The organism is Kribbella sp. NPDC031520 (assembly GCF_055580825.1).
Map to the genome: position 1 here is coordinate 876,281 of NZ_JBVIKS010000003.1, position 19,449 is coordinate 895,729.

Sequence of the window (19,449 nt, forward strand, 5' to 3'; positions counted from 1 at the left end):
CAGTACGCCGACCGTGGCACGGCGGCGTACTACCGTGTGCTTGTCCTGGCGGCATCGGTCGCGGGGCGCGGGGGATTCGATCGTTCACGTCGCTGGCGCGCTGAGCGTTACCTAAACGTGAGTAAGTAGCCGTTTACTTCTACGTAGAGTGACGGCTCTTAACTCAGTTCACCTGTTGGCCGCCTGTCGGCACGCCAGGCGTCGCGCACGCTACCGGAATCGTTCACCGCTCGTTCACCAGCGACGGACCGCCGCGTCACCTCGTCTCCCTACCGTCTGTGGAAGTTCAGAAGTCTGATTCCCGCAGAAGGGCAACATTCTCGTGTCCGTCAATCGCCTGTTCCGCGTCGGCTCCGTCGCCGTGGCTTCCATCGGCGTCCTCGCGCTCAGCGCGTGTGGCAGCGACCCGCAGCCGTCCGGCTCCTCGAGCCCCGGCTCCTCGTCGTCGTCCGCCGGCGCCGACTGCCCGAAGGGCACCCTGAACGCTGAGGGTTCGTCGGCGCAGAAGAACGCCATCGAAGAGGTCATCAGCAAGTACAACGACAAGTGCGCCGACGTCACGGTGAACTACAACCCGACCGGTTCCGGCGCGGGTATCAAGCAGTTCAACGCCAACCAGGTGGACTTCGCCGGCTCGGACTCGGCCCTGAAGCCGCCGGAGCAGGCCGCCGCCACGAAGCGTTGCGCGGGCAACCCGGCGATCGACCTGCCGATGGTGATCGGCCCGATCGCGATCGCGTACAACGTCGACGGCGTCTCCAAGCTGACCCTCGACGGCCCGACCGCCGCGAAGATCTTCAGCGGTGCGATCAAGACCTGGAACGACCCGGCGATCGCCAAGCTGAACTCCGGCGTGACGCTGCCGTCGACGCCGATCTCGGTGTTCTTCCGCTCGGACGAGTCCGGCACCACGGAGAACTTCACCAAGTACCTGAAGGCCGCCGGTGGTGGCGCCTGGACCAAGGACCCGGCCAAGAAGTGGACCGGTACCGGCTCCGGTAAGGAGAAGTCCGCGGGTGTCGCCGAGGGCGTGAAGAGCACCAAGAACTCGATCACCTACGTCGAGTGGTCGTACGCGATCGACAACAAGCTCGGCGTCGCGCTGATCGACAACGGCTCCGGCACCCCGGTGGAGCTGTCCGCCGACTCCGCCGGCAAGGCGCTGAACGCTGCCACCCCGGCCGACGCGTCCGGCAAGGACCTGGCGCTGAAGCTGGACTACGCGACCAAGGCCCCGGGTGCGTACCCGATCATCCTGGTCACCTACGAGATCGCCTGCACCAAGGGTCTCCCGGCCGAGAAGACCGCGCTGGTGAAGAGCTTCCTGAGCTACTTCGTCAGCAAGGACGGCCAGTCGTCGCTGACCGACCTGAACTACGCGCCGCTCCCGGCCGAGATCCAGACCAAGGTCGAGGCCGCGGTCCAGGCGATCAGCTGATCGCGAAGCAGTACTGATGCGAGCCCCGGCCGGTCCGAGTCATCGGAGGCGGCCGGGGCTCGCACCAATGACGGCCTCGTGACAGACCAGACGTCAAACACCATGCAAATCAGGCGCTTGGAGCACCATCGATGAGTAGTCCAGACGGCACGGCACCGCCAGACCGGCCGGACGGCACGGCCACGAACCAAGCAGATCCCAAGATCGAGGATCTGGTCCACGAGGACGCCGGCCCGACGCCCAAGTTCGACGGCCTGGCCGCCGAACACGCGGAGCACGAGGCGGCACAGCAGTCCACCGAGGTGATGACCGAGTCCGGCGTCGAAGCCGCGAACGGTACGCCGGCCGCGCAGAAGACCGGGGCCGACGACGACCGCGAGCTCGCGCTCGGCCCGGTCGGCCACCTCGGCGACCGGTTGTTCGGCGGGCTGGCCCGCGGCTCCGGCGGCCTGGTGGTCCTGATCGTCGCGTTCGTCGGCATCTTCCTGCTGGCGCTGGCGATCCCGGCGCTGGCCGACGACAAGAGCAGCTTCCTGTTCTCCCGGGTCTGGAACCCGGGCGGCGACCACCCGCAGTTCGGTATCGCCGCGCTCTTCTACACCACCGTGATCAGCTCGCTGATCGCGATGCTGATCGCGGTACCGATCGCCATCGGCGTCGCGCTGTTCGTCACGTACTACGCCCCGAAGCGGCTCGCGTCGCCGGTCGCGCACGCGGTCGACCTGCTGGCCGCCGTACCGTCGATCGTCTACGGCCTGTGGGGTGCGCTGTTCTTCGCGCCGATCCTGCTGCCGGTGATCAACGGGCTCTCCGCCGCGCTCGGCTGGATCCCCTTGTTCCACAAGCCGATCGGTGACAACGTCGGTGTGGTCTTCACGGTGTCGGTGGTGCTGGCGATCATGATCCTGCCGGTGGTCACCGCGATCAGCCGGGAGATCTTCGCGCAGACGCCGATTGCGCACCGCGAGGGCGCGCTGGCGCTCGGCGCCACCAAGTGGGAGATGATCCGGATGGCCGTGCTGCCGTACGGACGCTCCGGTGTGGTCAGCGCCTCGATGCTCGGCCTCGGCCGCGCGCTCGGCGAGACCGTCGCGGTGATGATCATCCTGACGGTGCCGAACGGCAACGACCCGTGGACCTCGTCGATCTTCGCCGGTGGCGAGACGTTCGCGTCGAAGATCGCCAACAACGCCGCCGAGTTCGACTCGCCGGAGAAGACCGGCGCCTACATCGCGGCCGGTCTGGTGCTGTTCGTGGTGACGTTCCTGGTGAACTCCGCGGCCCGGATCATCGTCGACCGCAGCACCCCTGGCGCCAAGAAGCGGCCGCGCCGCAACCGCAGCGCCGGTGCAGCCCAAGGAGCGAGCGCATGACCGCTGTAGCCGAGAACAAGCCCGCTTACGACGGGCAGACGCTGGACCTGACCGGACGGTCGGGGGCCCGGGCGTTCAAGAACACGTTGGCCACCGTGCTGATCGTGCTGGCCTTCGTGATCGCGCTGATTCCGCTGGCCTGGATCCTGATCACGGTGATCGGCAAGGGCTACCACCTGCTGCTGAACGCCGACTGGTGGAGCCAGTCGCAGCGCGGTATCACCGTCCGGCGGGCCGGCGGCGGTGCGTACCACGCGATCATGGGCACGCTGATCATGGCCTTGATCACCGCGGTGATCGCGGTGCCGATCGCGGTGATGGGCGCGGTCTACCTGGTCGAGTACGGCAAGGGCACCAGGGCCGCCCGGGTGGTCAGCTTCATGATCGACATCCTCACCGGTGTCCCGTCGATCGTCGCCGCGCTGTTCGTCTACGCGATCTGGATCACCGTGTTCGGCTTCAACCGGGTCGGTTTCGCGGTGTCGCTGTCGCTGGTGCTGCTGATGCTCCCGGTCGTACTGCGGTCCACCGAGGAGATGCTCAAACTGGTACCGGACGAGCTGCGCGAGGCTTCGTACGCGCTCGGCGTCCCGAAGTGGAAGACGATCCTGAAGGTCGTCGTACCGACGGCGTTCGGCGGCATCGTCACCGGCGTGATGCTCGGTCTGGCCCGCGTGATGGGTGAGACCGCGCCGCTGCTGATCCTGGTCGGCTACTCCAAGAACATCAATCTCAACCCGTTCAGCGGGTTCATGGGCGCACTGCCGACGATGATCAACCAGGACCGTACCGAGCTGGCCCTGCCGAACGCGGCGGACCGGGTCTGGGCGGCGGCCCTCACGCTGATCCTGCTGGTCCTAGTCCTCAACCTGCTGGCCCGGCTGGTCGCCCGGTTCAGCGCCGTCAAGTCGAAATAGCGAGAGGTTCCGATCCGATATGGCTAAGCGCATCGAGGTCAGCGGCCTCAACGTCTACTACGGCGACTTCAAGGCCGTCGAGGATGTGTCGATGACGATCGAGCCCCGCTCGGTCACCGCGTTCATCGGCCCGTCCGGCTGCGGCAAGTCCACGTTCCTGCGTACCTTGAACCGGATGCACGAGGTGATCCCCGGCGCCCGCGTCGAGGGCAAGGTGACGCTGGACCAGCAGGATCTGTACGCCAGCGGGATCGACCCGGTCGCCGTCCGCCGCGTCGTCGGCATGGTGTTCCAGCGGCCGAACCCGTTCCCGACCATGTCGATCTTCGACAACGTCGCGTCCGGCCTGCGGCTGAACGGCGTGAAGGACAAGAAGAAACTCACCCAGGTGGTCGAGGAGTCCCTCAAGGGCGCCAACCTGTGGAACGAGGTCAAGGACCGGCTCGACAAGCCCGGCGCGGGCCTGTCCGGCGGTCAGCAGCAACGGCTGTGCATCGCCCGGGCGATCGCGGTCGAGCCCGAGGTGATCCTGATGGACGAGCCGTGCTCGGCGCTGGACCCGATCTCCACGCTGGCGATCGAGGACCTGATCGAGAAGCTGAAGGACAAGTTCACGGTCGTCATCGTCACCCACAACATGCAGCAGGCGGCCCGGGTCTCGGACCAGACCGCGTTCTTCAACCTCGCTGCGACCGGCAAGCCGGGGCGCCTGATCGAGATGGCCCCGACCAAGCAGATCTTCTCCAACCCGACCGAGAAGGCCACCGAGGACTACATCACCGGCCGCTTCGGCTGATCCAGCTACCCAAACGGCCGCCACGACATTGCGTCGTGGCGGCCGTTGACGTTCGGAAACCCTTTACACGCAGAGCGTCCGGGCATAGTTGACCCGGGCAAGCACATCGGCCACCTGGTCCGGTGAGCTGACACCGACGTGGGTGTTGTGCGTACGGTTGCCGTACTGCACGGTGACCTGGACGAAACCGGTGGTCTTGCGTTCCTTGACCAGCAGGAACAGCAGGCCGAGCAGGCAAAGCAGGAAGAAGATGATCGCCAGCACGATCGCCCAGGCCGGGATCTTCTCCTCGGTCCGGGACATGTCCATCGCCGACCAGTTCGCACCGTGGGTCGGCATCACCCCGGCCGGCGTGACGATCCGCTGCTGCTCGACGGAGATGTCTCCGATCGTCACCAGCACCGGACCGGTCGGCAGGTTCTGCGGGGGCATCGGCTGGCCGTACTGGCCCTGCTGCGGCTGCTGGTGTGGCGCCTGCTGCCCTGGGTGGAACTGGCCGCCCACCGGCGGCGGGAACGCTCCTGGCGGCGGGGCGTACTGGCCCGGCTGCTGCGGCTGGGCCGGAAGGTTCGGTACGGAGTCGGCGCCCGGGTTGTTCTGGTCGGGTGCGGGCGATTGCGGGGTCTCGGTCACAGGCAGAAACCTTAAGGGTTCAGCGGACCGGAGTGGGAGGATGACCCTGAACCTGTGGAAAAGATAGGCTGCGCTGATTCCACGACGTTCTCAGAAGGGAACCGCGGTGAGCACACCGACGCCACCTCCCGGCGACGACCAGAACAACCCGAACGGACCGCAGGGTTACCCGGGTCAGCAGCCAGGTCAGTACGGCCAGCCAGGACAGCCTGGCCAGCCCGGGTACGGCCAGCAGCCCGGCGGCTACGGCCAGCCCGGCCAGGAGCAGCCCGGCTACGGCCAGCAGCAGCCCGGTGGGTACGGGCAGCCTGGCGGGTACGGCCAGCAGCCTGGCGGCTACGCGGCGTACCCCGGCGGCGGTAACGCCGGCTACGGGGCCGCAGCGCCGCAGAGCAACACCCCGAAGATCCTGTCGATCATCGGGATCGTCTGCATCTTCTGCTGCTCCCCGGCCGCGATCGTCCTCGGTCTGATCGGCCAGAGCAAGTACCGCGAGCAGGGCCAGCCCGACACGCTCGCGAAGATCGCCTGGATCGGCGGCATCGTCGCCCTGGTCCTGGGCCTCATCGGCTACGCCACCGGCATCACCCGGCCGAACTAGGTCCTGTCTGGTGGTCCAGCGCCGTAGCGAGGAGGTGCTCGGTGCGGTGCATCGGCGTGCGGGGGCGAAGGACTCGATGCGGAGCATCGTGGCCTTTGCACCCGTGCGGCGAGGTGCCGTGCCGAGTGCCCCGCAGTAGGCGATGGACCACCAGACAGGACCTCTGTACCTGTCCCGGCCGGGCGGCAGTGGTTCGCCCGGCCGGCGATCAGAACAGGTTGCGCGCCACGCCGTACACGATGAACAGTGCGAGGATCGCGTTCGTCAGCCGGTCCACGGTGCGCCGGCTCAGGTGCAGCCGCGGCAGTCTGACCAGCCGGAGTGATTCGAGCGCCCAGGCAAGCACCTGGTAGCCGATGGCAACGGCGCCCAGCGGGCCGAGCACGAACACCACGGGGTTGAAGTGCCACGCCCCGCCGAAGTCGCCGCGGAGCATGGCCGCGGCCATCCGGGTCGACCCGCAGAGCGGGCAGTTCAGACCGGTGGTCGCGTGCAGGATGCACGGTACGCCGATCCGCCCGCCGGACAGCTGGTAGGCGCCGGCCAGTACGAATCCACCGACGCCGACGGCGGTCAGGCCCCACACCCGGCGGTCCAGCGGCTGGACCGGACCGGTGGGCCGGAGTACGACGCTCTGCGAGACACTCACCGGACAACGGTAACTCGCCACGGGTCGGATCCGTCGGAGACTCTGAGACGTCGCACCACTAGCCTGCAATCACTCCTCAATTGCACTTCGCCAGAAGGGATCGTCGTGAGCACTCCGACGCCACCACCGGGCTACGGCCCTCAGGACCCGCGGCAACCGGGTCAGTACGGCCAACAGCCTGGGTACGGGCAGCAGCAGCCGGGCTACGGCCAGCAGCCCGGGTACGGGCAGCAGCCGGGCTATGGGCAGGGCTACGGGCAGCAGCCTGGCTACGGGCAGGCCCCTGGGCAGCCTGGTCAGTACGGGTACGGCCAGCAGCCTGGCTACGGGTACGGCGGCGGGCCGCAGGCTCCGTTGGCCGACTGGCTCCCGCGGGTCGGGGCGTCGTTGATCGACGGCCTGATCAGCAGCGTGCCGATCCTGATCGGCTACGGCGTCTTCATCGCGGACGTCCTGACCAGGCAGAACCGCTACGACAACGGCCCGTCCGCCTTCGCGGTCATCCTGCTCATCGTCGGCTTCCTCGCCAGCCTCGGGCTCGGCCTGTGGAACCGCGTGTTCCGGCAGGGGTCGACCGGGCAGAGCGTCGGAAAGAGCGTGCTGCACATCAAGTTGATCGACTCCAGGACCGGGCAGACCATCGGGGCGGGTCGGGCGTTCCTGCGTGATCTCCTCGGCGGCATCTTCAACAATGCTTGTTTCCTGGACTCGCTGTGGCCGTTGTGGGACGAGCAGAAGCAGACCTGGCACGACAAGGTCTGCAACACCTACGTGGTGCGTACCAACTGAGGTCTTAGTGCGAGCGCAGCAGCCCTGCGCACGCGACTGCCCACAGGACGCTGGAGAACGTACCGATGATGAAGCGTTCCGCCACGGCTTGAGGCGTCACAGAGGCCGGCTGGTCAGGACTCCGCAGTTCCGGGTACCTGGCCAGCCCTTTGATTGCCAGCACGATCGCGATGCCTTCCGGCCAGCCCGCCACCAGGGCGGCGTAGATGGCCATCCTTTCGAGCGCACCGATCAGTGCGCCACCACGCAGTACCTCACCGGCCTTCTGCGTCGACTGGGCGCGAGTGTTCCCCCTGTCGGCCAGAGCCATCACAGAGGTCGTCAGCGGGCCGCCACCGGTCACTGCGAGCCCTCCTGCGAGCAGGAGCAGTACGTTCCACCAACGCTCCGCCCAACCGTCCACACCGTGCCCTGCGAGCAGCAGGACACCAACGGCGGCCAGACAAGCCAGCATGACGCCGCTGATGACGATCTCGAGGTTGGAGCCGGACTTGGGGACCCAGGCCAGTACTGCGAGGACGAGGGCGGCTGCGGTGAGCGACAGGATCAGAGCCGTCACGCAGCGGCCCCGTGGTCGAGGAGGTCGGCCGCCAGCACCCGTCCGCGCTGTTCCTCGGCGAAACCGGCCGCCTGGGCTCGCTGAGTCACTGCCGATTGGCTGATGCCGAGTTTCACGCCGATCTCCCGCCTGGTCAGTCCATCGCCCAACAGATCGGCCACGGCCCAGCCGCGCTCGCTGCGGCGGCGCAGTACGGACGCCATCAGCCAGAACACCGTCTCCACCTGCTCGGCGCGCCGCGGGTCCGCTCCCACCACGTTGACGTGGTGAGGGCTCGACTTGGCCCGGGTGACGGCCTCCCGGGCGAACACGAACGCGTCACCGCTACCGGCCCTGGTACTGCGTGGGAGTGGTTCGGTGACCTCGCCGACGCCGAGTCCGACGTACCAGCTGTCGGTCCGGAGCAGCTCGACGATCACGTCGACGGTCGCCCGCGCCTCGGACAGTACGCCCTGCACCTCGTCACCGGCGGTCCGTTCGAACCGCCGCAACAGCCCACCGCGCCGCGGCCGCCGGTTCAGGGAGTTCAGCAAGTCGGGTACGAGATCACTCGTGCTTCGGCTGCCCCGCTGATCTACCGTGAGAACGAAGACCATCACCCGCACCTCCTTCCGACGGTGTAAGGCTACAACCTTATTCACGCAGAGTGAAGGCCAAAACCTGAACCGATTCAGCCGGTCACTCCCCGTATCCGGCCCGGAGTGCCGCGCACGCCGGGCCGGACGGGAACCAACTCAGTCCGTGACGGGCAGATAGAGCTTCTGGTCGGTGGACCTGAAGGTTTCGGACATCTCGGCGAAGCCGGCTTCGACGGCTTCGGTGGAGGTCAGGCCTCGTTCCTCAGCGTACGCGCGGATGTCGGCCGTGATCCGCATCGAGCAGAACTTCGGGCCGCACATCGAGCAGAAGTGCGCGGTCTTGGCGGGCTCGGCGGGAAGTGTCTCGTCGTGGAAGGACCGCGCGGTGTCGGGGTCCAGGGAGAGGTTGAACTGGTCCTCCCAACGGAACTCGAACCTTGCCCTGGACAACGTGTCGTCCCACGCCTGGGCACCCGGATGCCCCTTGGCCAGATCGGCTGCGTGGGCAGCGATCTTGTACGTGATCACGCCGGTCTTCACGTCGTCGCGGTCCGGCAGTCCGAGGTGCTCCTTGGGCGTGACGTAGCAGAGCATCGCCGTACCCAGCCAGCCGATCTGGGCCGCGCCGATCGCCGACGTGATGTGGTCGTAGGCCGGTGCCACATCAGTTGCCAACGGCCCCAACGTGTAGAACGGCGCCTCGCCGCAGAGCTCCTCCTCGAGTCGCACGTTCTCCGCGATCTTGTGCATCGGCACATGTCCCGGGCCTTCGATCATCACCTGTACGTCGTGCTGCCAGGCGATCCGGGTCAGCTCCCCCAGCGTCCGCAGTTCGGCGAACTGCGCCTCGTCGTTCGCGTCCGCGATACACCCGGGCCGCAGCCCGTCGCCCAACGAGAACGTCACGTCGTACTCCCGCAGGATGGAGCACAACTCTGCGAAATGCGTGTACAGGAAGGACTCCTGGTGATGCGCGAGGCACCACGCGGCCATGATCGACCCGCCGCGCGACACGATCCCGGTGATCCGCCGCGCGGTCAGCGGCACGTACCGCAGCAGCACGCCGGCATGCACGGTCATGTAGTCGACACCCTGCTCGCACTGCTCGATCACGGTGTCGCGGTACACCTCCCACGACAGCGCTGCCGGATCGCCCTTCACCTTCTCCAGCGCCTGGTACAGCGGGACCGTACCGATCGGCACCGGCGAGTTCCGCAGGATCCACTCCCGGGTCTCGTGGATGTTCTTCCCGGTCGAGAGGTCCATCACGGTGTCCGCGCCCCACCTGGTCGCCCAGACGAGTTTCTCGACCTCCTCCTCGATCGAACTGCTGACCGCGGAGTTGCCGATGTTCGCGTTCACCTTCACCAGGAACTTCTTCCCGATGATCATCGGCTCGCTCTCCGGGTGGCACCGGTTCGCCGGGATCACCGCCCGGCCGCGCGCCACCTCGTCCCGGACGAACTCCGGATCGAGCCCTTCCCGGACGGCGACGTACCGCATCTCCTCGGTGATCGTCCCGGCCCGCGCGTGCCCGAGCTGGGTGCGCGGCTCCCGCCCGGCGATCCAGTCCCGCCGCAGCGGCGGTAGACCGGCCCGTACGTCGATCCGCGCCGACGCGTCGGTGTACGGACCCGACGTGTCGTAGAGGTCGAAGTACTCACCGTTGGTGAGGTTGACCCGGCGCGCCGGTACGCCGAGCTCGCCGCGATAGATCTTCTCCGACCCCGAGATCGGGCCGGTGCTGACCTTGACCATCTTGCTGCTCCCTACGCCGGAATTACCCGGACAGGTTCGGCGGTCGGCGGCGCCGGCCAGGTCAGAATTCCTGGTCCAGCCGCCCTCTCAGCCCACTACGGTGCGAGCTCCCGCGGTCTGTAGTTGTCGACGCACACCATAATCGGGTCATGCGAGACCTCGTGTACCCGCCCGTCATCGGCTTCGCCAAGACCGCTTTCCTGGCGCTGGACCTGAAGATCCGCCGGACCGGGACCGAACACGTCCCGCGGACGGGCGGCGCGCTGATCGCGATCAACCACATCAGCTACGTCGACTTCGTCCTCGGCGGGTTCGGCGCGCTGCCGGCCAAGCGGCTGGTCCGCTTCATGGCCAAGGAGGTGCTGTTCCGGAACCGGTACTCCGGTCCGCTGATGCGCGGCATGCACCACATCCCGGTTGACCGGGACGCGGGCGCGGCGTCGTACCGGACGGCTGTCGAGTACCTGCGCGACGGCGAGCTGGTCGGGGTGTTCCCGGAGGCGACGATCAGCCGGTCGTTCGAGCTGAAGGAGTTCAAGTCCGGGGCGGTCCGGATGGCGGCGGAGGCCGGCGTACCGGTCCTGCCGATGATCCTGTGGGGCACGCAGCGGATGTTCACCAAGGACCACCCGCGGGACTTCTGCCGACACCGGCCGATCTCGATCGGTATCGGCGCCCCGATCACCGTCACCGCTGACGACGATCCGGCGGAGGCGACCGCGCGGCTGCGTTCCACGATGGCCGGGATGCTGGACGAGAGCATCCGCGGCTACCCCGAGCAGCCGGACGGTGCCTGGTGGTTGCCGGCCTCGTACGGCGGCAGTGCGCCGACGCCGGAGGAGGCCGAGCGGCTGGACCGCGAGGAGCTCGCGGAGCGGGCCGAACGGCGGAGGAAGGCTTGACCCTGGAGGCTGATCAAGGGTACGAAGGCAGTCGTTGACGTAGCAGGAACCTGGGGGGTCCCTGTGCAGCGGGCGGCTGGGGTGGCTCGCGTACCAGAGCAGGCGGGGGCAGGTCCTTGTTCGATTCACCGGAAGAGCTGCACCTTTTCGAGCCCGGTGCGCTGACGCCTGCGCCGCATGTGGCCGAGCATATTCCGGACGCCGGCGCGTACTTCGTCGACTGGGCGACCCGTGACCTCACCCCCGACCGCGCCCGCGAGGTGGAGTCCGCGGTGAACGGCCGGCGCAACCAGAACGGGTGGTTCCCGCTGGAGACGCTGGACAGCATCGGCAGCAAGGGCTTCTGGCGCGGGCCGCTGACCTACCTGGCCCGGATGACGGCTGACGACCCACGGCTGCTGCAGGAGTGGGCCACCGACGGCCTGGACGGCGCACAGGCCGCCCGTATCGAGGCCACCGTCGACCACCTGCTGCACCAGCAGGGGCACGCCGTGGCGGCCACCTGGGCGGTCGCCGTACGGCCCCGTACGTTCTTGGACGCAGAGGTCCTCGGCGACCGCCTCCTGGCCGCATGGGAGTACAACCTCGGCTCCATCCGTACCAAGGACGTCGCCAAGGCTGTACGCCGCTGGAACCGCTGACCGGCTCCTAGTGGAACTGCGGGATGATCAGGTAGAGCCCGTAGAGCACGGCGGCCAGGCAGGCCGCGAAGCACAGTGCCGCGACCCCTGTGTCGACGAAGGACGGCTGCCGCTTCTCGTCGATCGCCACGGCGCGCCGCGCCATCGCGGTCACCCCGAACGCGAACAGCACCGCCAGGCCGACACCGAAGACCAGGCTGACCACTGCGACCTCACCGAGGGCACTCCAGTTGATGTGCATCGCCGTACTCCCCTCAGGCCGCCGCGGCCGTGGTCGCGGGTGTCGTCGAGCTCGGGTACTCGTTGACGTTCTCCGACGTCACCGGGCGGCGCCGGGACGCGGCGTAGATGGCGCCGCCGGCTGCGACCGCCAGTACCGCGATGATCGCGACGCCGATATTGCCGGAGTCGGCGACCTCACCGGCCAGCGCACCGACGATCGCGGCGGCCGGCAGCGTCAGCAGCCAGGCGACGGCCATCCGGCCGGCGACCGTCCAGCGCACCTCGGCCAGCTTCTTGCCCAGGCCGGCGCCGAGGATGCTGCCGGAGCAGACCTGCGTGGTGGACAGCGGGAAGCCCAGGTGCGACGAGATCAGCAGTACCGACGTCGAGCTGGTCTCGGCGGAGAAGCCCTGCGGCGACTCGATCTCGGTCAGGCCCTTGCCCATGGTCCGGATGATCCGCCAGCCACCGAGGTACGTACCGGCCGCGATCGCCAGGCCGGCCGCGAGGATCACCCAGATCGGCGGCTTCGCGCCGGAGTGCAGGCTGCCGGAGGTGATCAGTACCAGCGTGATGACACCCATCGTCTTCTGCGCGTCACCGGTGCCGTGCGCGAGCGAGACCAGCGAGGCGGAGGCGATCTGGCCGATCCGGAAGCCCTCGGTGACCGTCTTCTTCTGCGCCCGCGCGGTGATCTTGTACGCCAGGAAGGTGCCGAGCAGCGCGACCACGCCGGCCACGATCGGCGCGGCGACGGCCGGGATGATGATCTTCTGCACGACGGTGGCGAAATGTACGGCGCCGCTCCCGGACGCGATCCAGGTGGCGCCGATCAGGCCGCCGAAGAGCGCGTGCGACGAGGAGCTCGGGAGACCGAAGTACCAGGTCATCAGGTTCCAGAGGATCGCTCCGACCAGGCCGCCGAAGATCACCGGCACGGTCACCTTGGCATCGTTGACGATGCCGCTCGAGATCGTCTTGGCCACCTCGGTCGAGACGAACGCACCGACCAGGTTCAGCACCGCGGACACCGCGACGGCGACCTTCGGTCTGAGCGCACCGGTGGCGATGGACGTCGCCATCGCATTTGCTGTGTCGTGGAACCCGTTGGTGAAGTCGAACACCAACGCGGTGACGATCACCACGACGACGAGGAACGACAAGTCCATCGAGATCACTTCCCTAGGCGGACGATCTGCAGCGTCGATCGACCGTAGGCTCGGTGAGTGAATTCTGAATGAACCGGTCCAGTGAATTCACTCCAAGATCAGATGGACCAGGGCGTACACCCCGGCGGCGACGACGCCGGCGGCGGGAATGGTCAGGATCCACGCGGTGACGATGCCCTTCGCGACGCCCCAGCGGACCGCGGACAGACGTTTGGTCGCACCGGCGCCCATCACCGCCGAGGTGATCGTGTGCGTGGTCGAGACCGGGGCGTGCAGCGCGATCGCCATCACATAGAGGACCACGGCGGACACTGCCTCGGAAGCGAACCCGCGGGCCGGATCGAGGTGGATGATCCGCCGCCCGAGCGTCCGCATGATCCGCCAGCCACCGGAGTACGTCCCGAGCGAGATAGCCGTCGCGGCGGAGAACTTGACCCAGAGCGGAATACCGTCGCTCTGCCGCGCGTGACCGGTGGTCACCAGCGCGAGGAAGATGACGCCCATCGTCTTCTGCGCGTCCTGCAGACCGTGGCCGAGTGCCATCGCGGCGGCGGAGACCGACTGCGCCATCCGGAAGCCGCGGGTCGTCCTGCCCGGGTTGCGGCGCCGGAACACCCACAGGATCGCGACCATCAGCAGGAACGCACCGAGGAACCCGACGGCCGGTGACAGCACCATCGGGATGACGACCTTGTCGATGATGCCGGACCACAGCACCACGCTGCTGGAGGCCAGACCTGCGCCGACCAGACCGCCGATCAGCGCGTGCGACGACGAGCTGGGCAGACCGAAATACCAGGTGATCAGGTTCCAGGTGATGGCACCGACCAGGGCTGCGATGACGATCACCAGACCGTGTTTGCCGTTCGGCGCGGAGATGATGCCCTTGCCGATCGTCTCGGCCACCTCGGTGCCGGCGAGCGCGCCGGCGAAGTTGAAGACCGCCGCCATCGCCAACGCCACCCGCGGGGTCAGCGCCCGGGTGGACACCGACGTCGCGATCGCGTTGGCGGCGTCGTGGAAGCCGTTGGTGTAGTCGAACGCGAGCGCGATGACGACGACGGCGATGACGAGCGTGAACTCCACGCTCAGCTCTCCTTGACGGCGATCTGCTCGACCGTGTTGGCGACATGCTCGAACGCATCGATCGCGGCCTCGAGCAGGTCGACCACGGTCTTCACCTTCATCACCATGAGGGCCTCGTAATCGCCGCTGAACAGCTTGGCGATCAGCCGGCGATGGACCGCGTCACCGGTGTTCTCCAGCCGGTTGATCTCGATCCAGTACTCCGCCAGGTCCTTCATGGTCCGCAGCTTCGGCATCGTCTCCGCGGTCAGCTGGGCGGCCCGCTGGAGTACCTCGATCTGCTCGGCGATCTCCTCCGGCAGCTTCTCCAGGTTGAACAGGTGAACGGAGTCGACGGCCTCCTCCATGAAATCCATCACGTCGTCGAGATCGGAGGCCAGCCGGTAGATGTCCTCGCGGTCGAACGGGGTGACGAAGGTGGTGTTGACCCGCCGGATGATCGAGTGCGTGGTCTCGTCGGCCGCGTGTTCCGCGTCCTTCATCTGGGCGGCGATCTGGTGGCTGGAGGCCAGCCCGGTTCCCGCCGTACTGCCGAGCAACTCCGCGAGAATCCGGGATCCGGCCACGAGGTGGTTGGCGGACTCGGTGAAAAGGTCGTAGAACGTCGGGTCGTTCGGACGCAGACGTAACGGCACTTCAAGCTCCGGGTGAACGAGGGACAAACCGTGAACATGCTAGGGGGAACGGACCGCTGACGCGGCATCCGCCGGGTCAACGTATCGCGTCGTTATGAACTCACCCATGGGTGCGACGACGGTCGGTGACCGATCGGTTTCACTTGGTGATCACGGCGTACAGGTCGAAGAGGCCGACGACGAGCACCAGAGCGGCCGCGACCCGCAGTACGTGCTGGTGGCCGAGGGCATGCACCGCGCCACCCTTGGTCCGCCGGTAGACGGCGCTGACGGCGGTCCAGCAGCCCAGCGACAGCACGAGAACGACGATCCCGAGTCCGGTCCGGACCTGTGACGAGCCGTGCCCGGAGACGAGCAGCAGGGTGCCGTTGGCAATCAGTCCGAGGGCGGTACGGCGCCACGCGAGCAGCGTCCGCTCCGGCTGGCGTCCTGGATCGGGTGTGCTCATCGCCACAGTGAAAACAGCAGCCCGATCAGGCCGACCGTCGCGATCGTTGCCCCCAGCATCAGCGGCAGCCGGCTCGCGGGGAGGGCCCCGCCGCGTCGGATCGCGGACAGGTTGAGCTGCCAGCGCCGGAACGCACCGGCCGTCGTGACGATTCCGGTCAGGACCAGCACAATACCGATGATCCGGGCCGGCCAGCGGTCCGGTCCGAGATCGAGGAACTGCACCGCGGACAGGCCGCCCGCGTAGCAGGCGAGCGAGGTCCGCAGGTACGCGAGGTACGTGCGCTCGTTCGCGAGGGTGAACCGGTAGTCGGGCTCTTCCTCGTCACTCATCCGCAACTCACGAGGCCGTAGTCGTGTTTGAGGGTCAGCACACGCCGCACGCTACTCGTCAGCTTGTCTGCGAAGAACTTGTCCTGCTGGGCCTTGGCCACCAGTGCGCTCACCATCGTCGCGGTCAGCCCGGACTCGGCGTTGATGACGATGTCGCCGCCTGCCGCGACGAAGCGGGTCGCCCGCTCGCCGACCGGTACCGACTTCACCTCGGCGGCCGAGCCGACGTCGTCGGTGATCACGACGCCGTGCCAGCCGAGGTCGCCGCGGACCATGCCCTGGATGACGGTCGGCGAGAACACGGCGCGGTTCTTCGGGTCGATCTTGGTGTACGTCACGGTCGAGATCATCACCATCGACGTACCGGCGGCGATCCCGTCCGCGAACGGCTGCAGGTCCGCGTCGCCGCGCACGGTGACGTTGTCGACCACCCCGGCCGCGAAGTCGGTGTTGCCCCGTACGCGTCCAAGCCCCGGGAAGTGCTTGACCGAGGTCGCGATCCCGGCGTTCCGCATGCCTTGGACGAACGCCGTCACACCTTGCCCGGCCTGCCCGGGCGTAGAGCCGTACTCACGGTCCAGCTGGCCGATCGGTGCGTTCTGCGACTTGAGCGAATCGGGTACGACGTCGGCGACCGGCGCGAGGTCGACGTTGATGCCGGCCCGCTTCAGCTGGCTGCCCCACTGCTGGGCCTGCGCCGTGAGCTTCGAACTCGACCACGTGCCCTGCACCGTCGCGGCCGGGATGCGGTCGAAACCGGAACCCTTGAGCCGCTGGATCTTGCCACCTTCCTGGTCCGCCGCGATCAACGGGCGCACGCCCTCCACGGTGGCGGCGTCGTTGACCGCCGCCGTCGCGATGCGCGTGGCGGCGAGGCTGCCGCCGGTGCCGACGAGGAACACCCCGCCGGACTTCTGCTGCCGTACGACGGCCCGCTGGGCGGACGTCATTCCGGCGGCGGCGATGCCCGTCATGACGAGCTGGCCGGCCTGCTCCCGCAGGGTGAGCGCCTCGAGCTTCTGGTCGACGCAGCTCGAGGTTGTCGTAGGCGCTGGTTGTGTTTCTTCGGGCGTGGTGGCCGCGCTGGTCGGGCTGGGTTCCTTGGTCGTGGGGACGGTCGAGGAAGGGATGGTGCTGGGCCCTGCTGTCGTCTGGGAACCGTTGCCACCGCAACCGGTGACGGCGAGGGCAGTCAGCGCGAGCAGCGCGACCGGGCGCCTCATCTCAGTTCCGCTCCCACGCCGCGCGGTCGACGGTGTCTCCGGAGTGCCTCGCCAGCGTTGCGCAGACGTCGTACAGATGCTCGACCTGCTCGGGGGTGAGCGCGTCGAAGATCGACTTGCGTACCTCCTCGACATGGCCGGGCGCGGTGTCGATCAGCTTCTGCCGGCCGAGCTCGGTCAGGATCGCGACCTGGCCGCGGCGGTCGGACTCGATACCCTCGCGCTTGACCCACCCGTTCTGCTCGAGGCGGTTCACCGCATGCGAGAGCCGGCTGCGGGATCCGAGCGTGGCGACGGCGAGTTCACTCATCCGCAGCCGGTTCGCCGGCGCCTCGGACAGCCGGACGAGAATCTCGTAGTACGTGTGCGGGATGCCGGCGTCGCGCTGCAGCTGCTGCTCGATCCGGCTGCTCACTACGCGCTGTGCCGCGATGTACGCGCGCCAGGCCTGGGCCTCTGTCTGGTTCAGCCACCGGGGTTCCGCCATCCCCGCAGCGTACTTGTTCACCGACCCGGATCCGCAGCACGGCGGCCGCACAGATCAGCATGCCGACAACAGCGAGCGTTCCGATCGTCTCGTGGAACAGGAGAAACGCGAACACCATCGTGGTCGGCGGTACGAGGTACAGGAGTGCACTGATGCGGGTAGCGCCGGAGAGCTTGAGGTTGACGAGGTACAGGCCCCAGCCGCCACCGGTCGCCAGCAGTACCAGCCAGAGGACCGCGCCGTAGAAGGCCGGCTGGTCCTGCGCTGTCAGCCGATGGGTCGACGCGGCCAGTGCAGTGAAGAGGACCGCCGACGTGAGGCTCTGGACGGCCAGTGCGTCGAGGGAGCTCGTGTTCGGCCTTCTGTGGCGTTCGAGGACGGTACCGGCCACCAGGCCGAGGAGACCGCCGAAGGGAAGTAGGAACAGTAGTGGCGAGGAGACGTTGAGGTCGTCGGCCACTACCAGCGCCACTCCGATGAGGCCGAGGCCGAGACCGATCCATTGACGCCTGCTGACGCGTTCGCCGAGGAGGGGTCCGGCGACCGTGGCGATCAGGATCGGCTGCAACGAGCCGATGAGGGCGGTGACGCCGGCGGTGATCCCGTGATCGATCCCGGTGAAGATCAGGCCCAGGTACACGAACTGGGTCAGGAACGCCATCCACACCTGTGTCGCCAGATCCCGCCGGGAGATCCGCGGCCGCCGGATCGCCAGTACCACCGTGGCGATCGCGCCCGCGACGAGGAACCGCCAGGCGAGCAGGTCGAAGGCCGTCGCGTACTCCGTCCCCCACCGCGCGCCGATGAATCCGCAGCTCCAGAACACGACGAAACCGGCGCCGGCGGCCAAGCTGAATGCCTTCATGCGACGACGGTAACCACACCGGTCGGTATACTGTCAGTATGCTGGACCAGCAGATGAGACTGCTCGTGGACCGCCGGGTGCCTGCGGCGCCGCGGCTGACCCCGGCCGGCGAGCGGATCCTGGCCGCCGCGTCGACGCTGTTCTACGAGCAGGGGATCCGGACGGTCGGCGTCGACGCGATCGCTCTTGCGGCGGACGTGACCAAGAAGACGCTGTACGACCGCTTCGGGTCGAAGGACCGGCTGATCGCGGCGTACCTCGAGGAGCGGGACCGCGCCTGGCACCGGTTCCTCGACGAACAACTGGCGGAGCGGGATCCGGCGACGCCCGAGGCGGTGATCCTCGCGCTGTTCGGTGCCTTGACCGACTGGCTGGCCGGGTCGCGGAACGGGTGCGGCTTCATCAACGCGAGCGTCGAACTGGCCGCACCGGACCATCCGGCAATGCCGGTGATCGTCGGCCAGAAGCAATGGATGCGCTCCGAGTTCGAGGCCCAGGCGCGCGCGGCCGCCTTCGCCGACCCCGGCGAACTGGCAGACCGGCTACTCCTCCTACACGAGGGCGCCCTGATCACCTACCGAGTCGCCGCCCTCACAACAGCCCCCGAAATAGCCACCCGAGCAGCCAAAGACCTCCTATCCACCTGGCCCCGCACCTAGCCCACCCCGGCGCCCACCTCACCGCCTCACCTCACCGGTGGCCTTTAGCGGTCGGCCTCGCGGGAGGCGATGATCGCGGCTCGTCGGGCGAGCCGGTGACTGCGCCGGATCTCGGCCTCCCGCAGCCGCCGCCGGTCCTCGTCGGTGACCGGCACCACCTGCGGTACCTCGCGCGGATGCCCGTCCTCGTCCACCGCGACGAACACCAGGTACGCCGACGCGACATGCACCTGCGGACCCACCGCGTCCCACCGATCGGCGGTGATCCGCACGCCGACCTCCATCGAACTGCGGCCGGTCCAGTTCACCTGGGCACTGAAGTGCACGACATCACCCACCCGGACCGGAACCAGGAAGACCATCTCGTCCATCGACGCCGTGACCGCGGGCCCGCCGGAGTGCCGCGCGGCGACCACGCCCGCAGCCGAGTCGACCAGCGTCATGATCACGCCTCCGTGCACCGTGCCGAGCAAGTTGGTCTCGTTCTGCGCGGTGATGTGCGACAGCGACAGCCGCGTCTCAGAGGTCGGCCGCGACGACGGGCTGCTGGACATTCGCCACTCCTTCTTCCCGGCCTGTCCGGGTCCGCCTGCTTCCGGTCTGCCGCAGGGTATCCGGACGGTTGTCCACAGGTACGAATCCACCGTTTCGACAGGGTCCGATCCTCGTACCTTCTCTGCCGACTTCCC

The 19,449-nt window shown here is 67.9% G+C and carries 24 protein-coding genes; 9 read left to right on the plus strand and 15 right to left on the minus strand.

Annotated features, from left to right (window positions below):
- Positions 1 to 322: 322 nt before the first annotated feature.
- From pstS to pstB, 4 genes are all read left to right on the plus strand, one after another.
- Entirely contained in the window at positions 323 to 1,438 is a 1,116-nt protein-coding gene (gene pstS / locus ACZ5BU_RS19635) for a phosphate ABC transporter substrate-binding protein PstS (protein WP_465700716.1), read from the plus strand.
- 305 nt (positions 1,439 to 1,743) lie between these two features.
- On the plus strand, positions 1,744 to 2,811 hold the full coding sequence (gene pstC / locus ACZ5BU_RS19640) for a phosphate ABC transporter permease subunit PstC (RefSeq protein WP_465701077.1): 1,068 nt from the start codon (positions 1,744 to 1,746) through the stop codon (positions 2,809 to 2,811).
- The gene (pstA, locus tag ACZ5BU_RS19645) at positions 2,808 to 3,728 is read left to right on the plus strand and encodes a phosphate ABC transporter permease PstA (RefSeq protein ID WP_465700717.1); all 921 of its coding nucleotides are present in this window, start codon (positions 2,808 to 2,810) and stop codon (positions 3,726 to 3,728) included. The genes pstC and pstA overlap by 4 nt, the downstream gene beginning before the upstream one ends.
- A 19-nt stretch (positions 3,729 to 3,747) precedes the next feature.
- Entirely contained in the window at positions 3,748 to 4,524 is a 777-nt protein-coding gene (pstB, locus tag ACZ5BU_RS19650) for a phosphate ABC transporter ATP-binding protein PstB (RefSeq protein ID WP_465700719.1), read from the plus strand.
- 63 nt (positions 4,525 to 4,587) lie between these two features.
- Here the strand turns inward: pstB and ACZ5BU_RS19655 are convergent, their stop codons facing one another.
- Positions 4,588 to 5,157 (minus strand): hypothetical protein, encoded by a 570-nt coding sequence (locus tag ACZ5BU_RS19655; RefSeq protein WP_465700720.1) that lies wholly within the window; start codon positions 5,155 to 5,157, stop codon positions 4,588 to 4,590.
- Between the two features lie 106 nt (positions 5,158 to 5,263).
- Here ACZ5BU_RS19655 and ACZ5BU_RS19660 point away from each other — a divergent pair, with 106 nt between their 5' ends.
- A complete protein-coding gene (locus ACZ5BU_RS19660; RefSeq protein WP_465700721.1) occupies positions 5,264 to 5,758 on the plus strand; it encodes a hypothetical protein in 495 nt (164 codons plus the stop codon).
- A gap of 208 nt (positions 5,759 to 5,966) precedes the next feature.
- On the opposite strand, the gene ACZ5BU_RS19665 is transcribed toward ACZ5BU_RS19660, so the two are convergent.
- The gene (locus tag ACZ5BU_RS19665) at positions 5,967 to 6,407 is read right to left on the minus strand and encodes a DUF2752 domain-containing protein (protein ID WP_465700723.1); all 441 of its coding nucleotides are present in this window, start codon (positions 6,405 to 6,407) and stop codon (positions 5,967 to 5,969) included.
- A 105-nt stretch (positions 6,408 to 6,512) separates the two neighbouring features.
- Here ACZ5BU_RS19665 and ACZ5BU_RS19670 point away from each other — a divergent pair, with 105 nt between their 5' ends.
- Positions 6,513 to 7,196, plus strand: coding sequence for an RDD family protein (locus tag ACZ5BU_RS19670; protein WP_465700724.1), 684 nt, complete (start codon positions 6,513 to 6,515; stop codon positions 7,194 to 7,196).
- A 4-nt stretch (positions 7,197 to 7,200) separates the two neighbouring features.
- Here the strand turns inward: ACZ5BU_RS19670 and ACZ5BU_RS19675 are convergent, their stop codons facing one another.
- From ACZ5BU_RS19675 to thiC, 3 genes are all read right to left on the minus strand, one after another.
- The gene (locus ACZ5BU_RS19675; RefSeq protein ID WP_465700725.1) at positions 7,201 to 7,755 is read right to left on the minus strand and encodes a hypothetical protein; all 555 of its coding nucleotides are present in this window, start codon (positions 7,753 to 7,755) and stop codon (positions 7,201 to 7,203) included.
- On the minus strand, positions 7,752 to 8,351 hold the full coding sequence (locus ACZ5BU_RS19680) for a transposase (RefSeq protein WP_465701079.1): 600 nt from the start codon (positions 8,349 to 8,351) through the stop codon (positions 7,752 to 7,754). Before ACZ5BU_RS19680 ends, ACZ5BU_RS19675 begins: the two co-directional genes overlap by 4 nt.
- 138 nt (positions 8,352 to 8,489) lie before the next feature.
- Positions 8,490 to 10,091, minus strand: a complete 1,602-nt coding sequence (gene thiC, locus ACZ5BU_RS19685) for a phosphomethylpyrimidine synthase ThiC (RefSeq protein ID WP_465700726.1) — start codon at positions 10,089 to 10,091, stop codon at positions 8,490 to 8,492.
- A 149-nt stretch (positions 10,092 to 10,240) separates the two neighbouring features.
- Here thiC and ACZ5BU_RS19690 point away from each other — a divergent pair, with 149 nt between their 5' ends.
- A complete protein-coding gene (locus ACZ5BU_RS19690; protein ID WP_465700728.1) occupies positions 10,241 to 10,993 on the plus strand; it encodes a lysophospholipid acyltransferase family protein in 753 nt (250 codons plus the stop codon).
- Positions 10,994 to 11,109: 116 nt separating this feature from the next.
- A complete protein-coding gene (locus ACZ5BU_RS19695; protein ID WP_465700729.1) occupies positions 11,110 to 11,634 on the plus strand; it encodes a hypothetical protein in 525 nt (174 codons plus the stop codon).
- A gap of 7 nt (positions 11,635 to 11,641) precedes the next feature.
- Here ACZ5BU_RS19695 and ACZ5BU_RS19700 read toward each other — a convergent pair whose 3' ends face one another.
- The 9 genes from ACZ5BU_RS19700 to ACZ5BU_RS19740 form a co-directional block, all read right to left on the minus strand.
- Complete coding sequence (locus tag ACZ5BU_RS19700; RefSeq protein ID WP_465700730.1) at positions 11,642 to 11,875, minus strand: hypothetical protein; 234 nt, start codon at positions 11,873 to 11,875, stop codon at positions 11,642 to 11,644.
- 13 nt (positions 11,876 to 11,888) lie between these two features.
- Positions 11,889 to 13,025 carry an inorganic phosphate transporter gene (locus ACZ5BU_RS19705; protein WP_465700731.1) on the minus strand — a complete coding sequence of 379 codons (1,137 nt, stop codon included), beginning with the start codon at positions 13,023 to 13,025 and terminating at the stop codon, positions 11,889 to 11,891.
- A gap of 87 nt (positions 13,026 to 13,112) precedes the next feature.
- Positions 13,113 to 14,111 carry an inorganic phosphate transporter gene (locus ACZ5BU_RS19710; RefSeq protein WP_465700732.1) on the minus strand — a complete coding sequence of 333 codons (999 nt, stop codon included), beginning with the start codon at positions 14,109 to 14,111 and terminating at the stop codon, positions 13,113 to 13,115.
- A gap of 2 nt (positions 14,112 to 14,113) precedes the next feature.
- The gene (locus ACZ5BU_RS19715; RefSeq protein WP_465700734.1) at positions 14,114 to 14,746 is read right to left on the minus strand and encodes a DUF47 domain-containing protein; all 633 of its coding nucleotides are present in this window, start codon (positions 14,744 to 14,746) and stop codon (positions 14,114 to 14,116) included.
- 139 nt (positions 14,747 to 14,885) lie between these two features.
- The gene (locus ACZ5BU_RS19720) at positions 14,886 to 15,194 is read right to left on the minus strand and encodes a DUF202 domain-containing protein (RefSeq protein WP_465700736.1); all 309 of its coding nucleotides are present in this window, start codon (positions 15,192 to 15,194) and stop codon (positions 14,886 to 14,888) included.
- On the minus strand, positions 15,191 to 15,526 hold the full coding sequence (locus ACZ5BU_RS19725; protein ID WP_465700737.1) for a YidH family protein: 336 nt from the start codon (positions 15,524 to 15,526) through the stop codon (positions 15,191 to 15,193). Before ACZ5BU_RS19725 ends, ACZ5BU_RS19720 begins: the two co-directional genes overlap by 4 nt.
- A complete protein-coding gene (locus ACZ5BU_RS19730; RefSeq protein ID WP_465700738.1) occupies positions 15,523 to 16,749 on the minus strand; it encodes a glycoside hydrolase family 3 N-terminal domain-containing protein in 1,227 nt (408 codons plus the stop codon). Before ACZ5BU_RS19730 ends, ACZ5BU_RS19725 begins: the two co-directional genes overlap by 4 nt.
- A gap of 1 nt (position 16,750) precedes the next feature.
- Positions 16,751 to 17,164 (minus strand): MarR family winged helix-turn-helix transcriptional regulator, encoded by a 414-nt coding sequence (locus ACZ5BU_RS19735; RefSeq protein ID WP_465700740.1) that lies wholly within the window; start codon positions 17,162 to 17,164, stop codon positions 16,751 to 16,753.
- Positions 17,052 to 18,101, minus strand: a complete 1,050-nt coding sequence (locus ACZ5BU_RS19740) for a DMT family transporter (RefSeq protein WP_465700742.1) — start codon at positions 18,099 to 18,101, stop codon at positions 17,052 to 17,054. The genes ACZ5BU_RS19735 and ACZ5BU_RS19740 overlap by 113 nt, the downstream gene beginning before the upstream one ends.
- Positions 18,102 to 18,154: 53 nt before the next feature.
- On the opposite strand from ACZ5BU_RS19740, the gene ACZ5BU_RS19745 reads away from it, so the two are divergent.
- Positions 18,155 to 18,760, plus strand: coding sequence for a TetR/AcrR family transcriptional regulator (locus ACZ5BU_RS19745; RefSeq protein WP_465700743.1), 606 nt, complete (start codon positions 18,155 to 18,157; stop codon positions 18,758 to 18,760).
- 44 nt (positions 18,761 to 18,804) lie between these two features.
- Here ACZ5BU_RS19745 and ACZ5BU_RS19750 read toward each other — a convergent pair whose 3' ends face one another.
- Positions 18,805 to 19,314, minus strand: coding sequence for an acyl-CoA thioesterase (locus ACZ5BU_RS19750; protein ID WP_465700745.1), 510 nt, complete (start codon positions 19,312 to 19,314; stop codon positions 18,805 to 18,807).
- Positions 19,315 to 19,449: the final 135 nt, after the last annotated feature.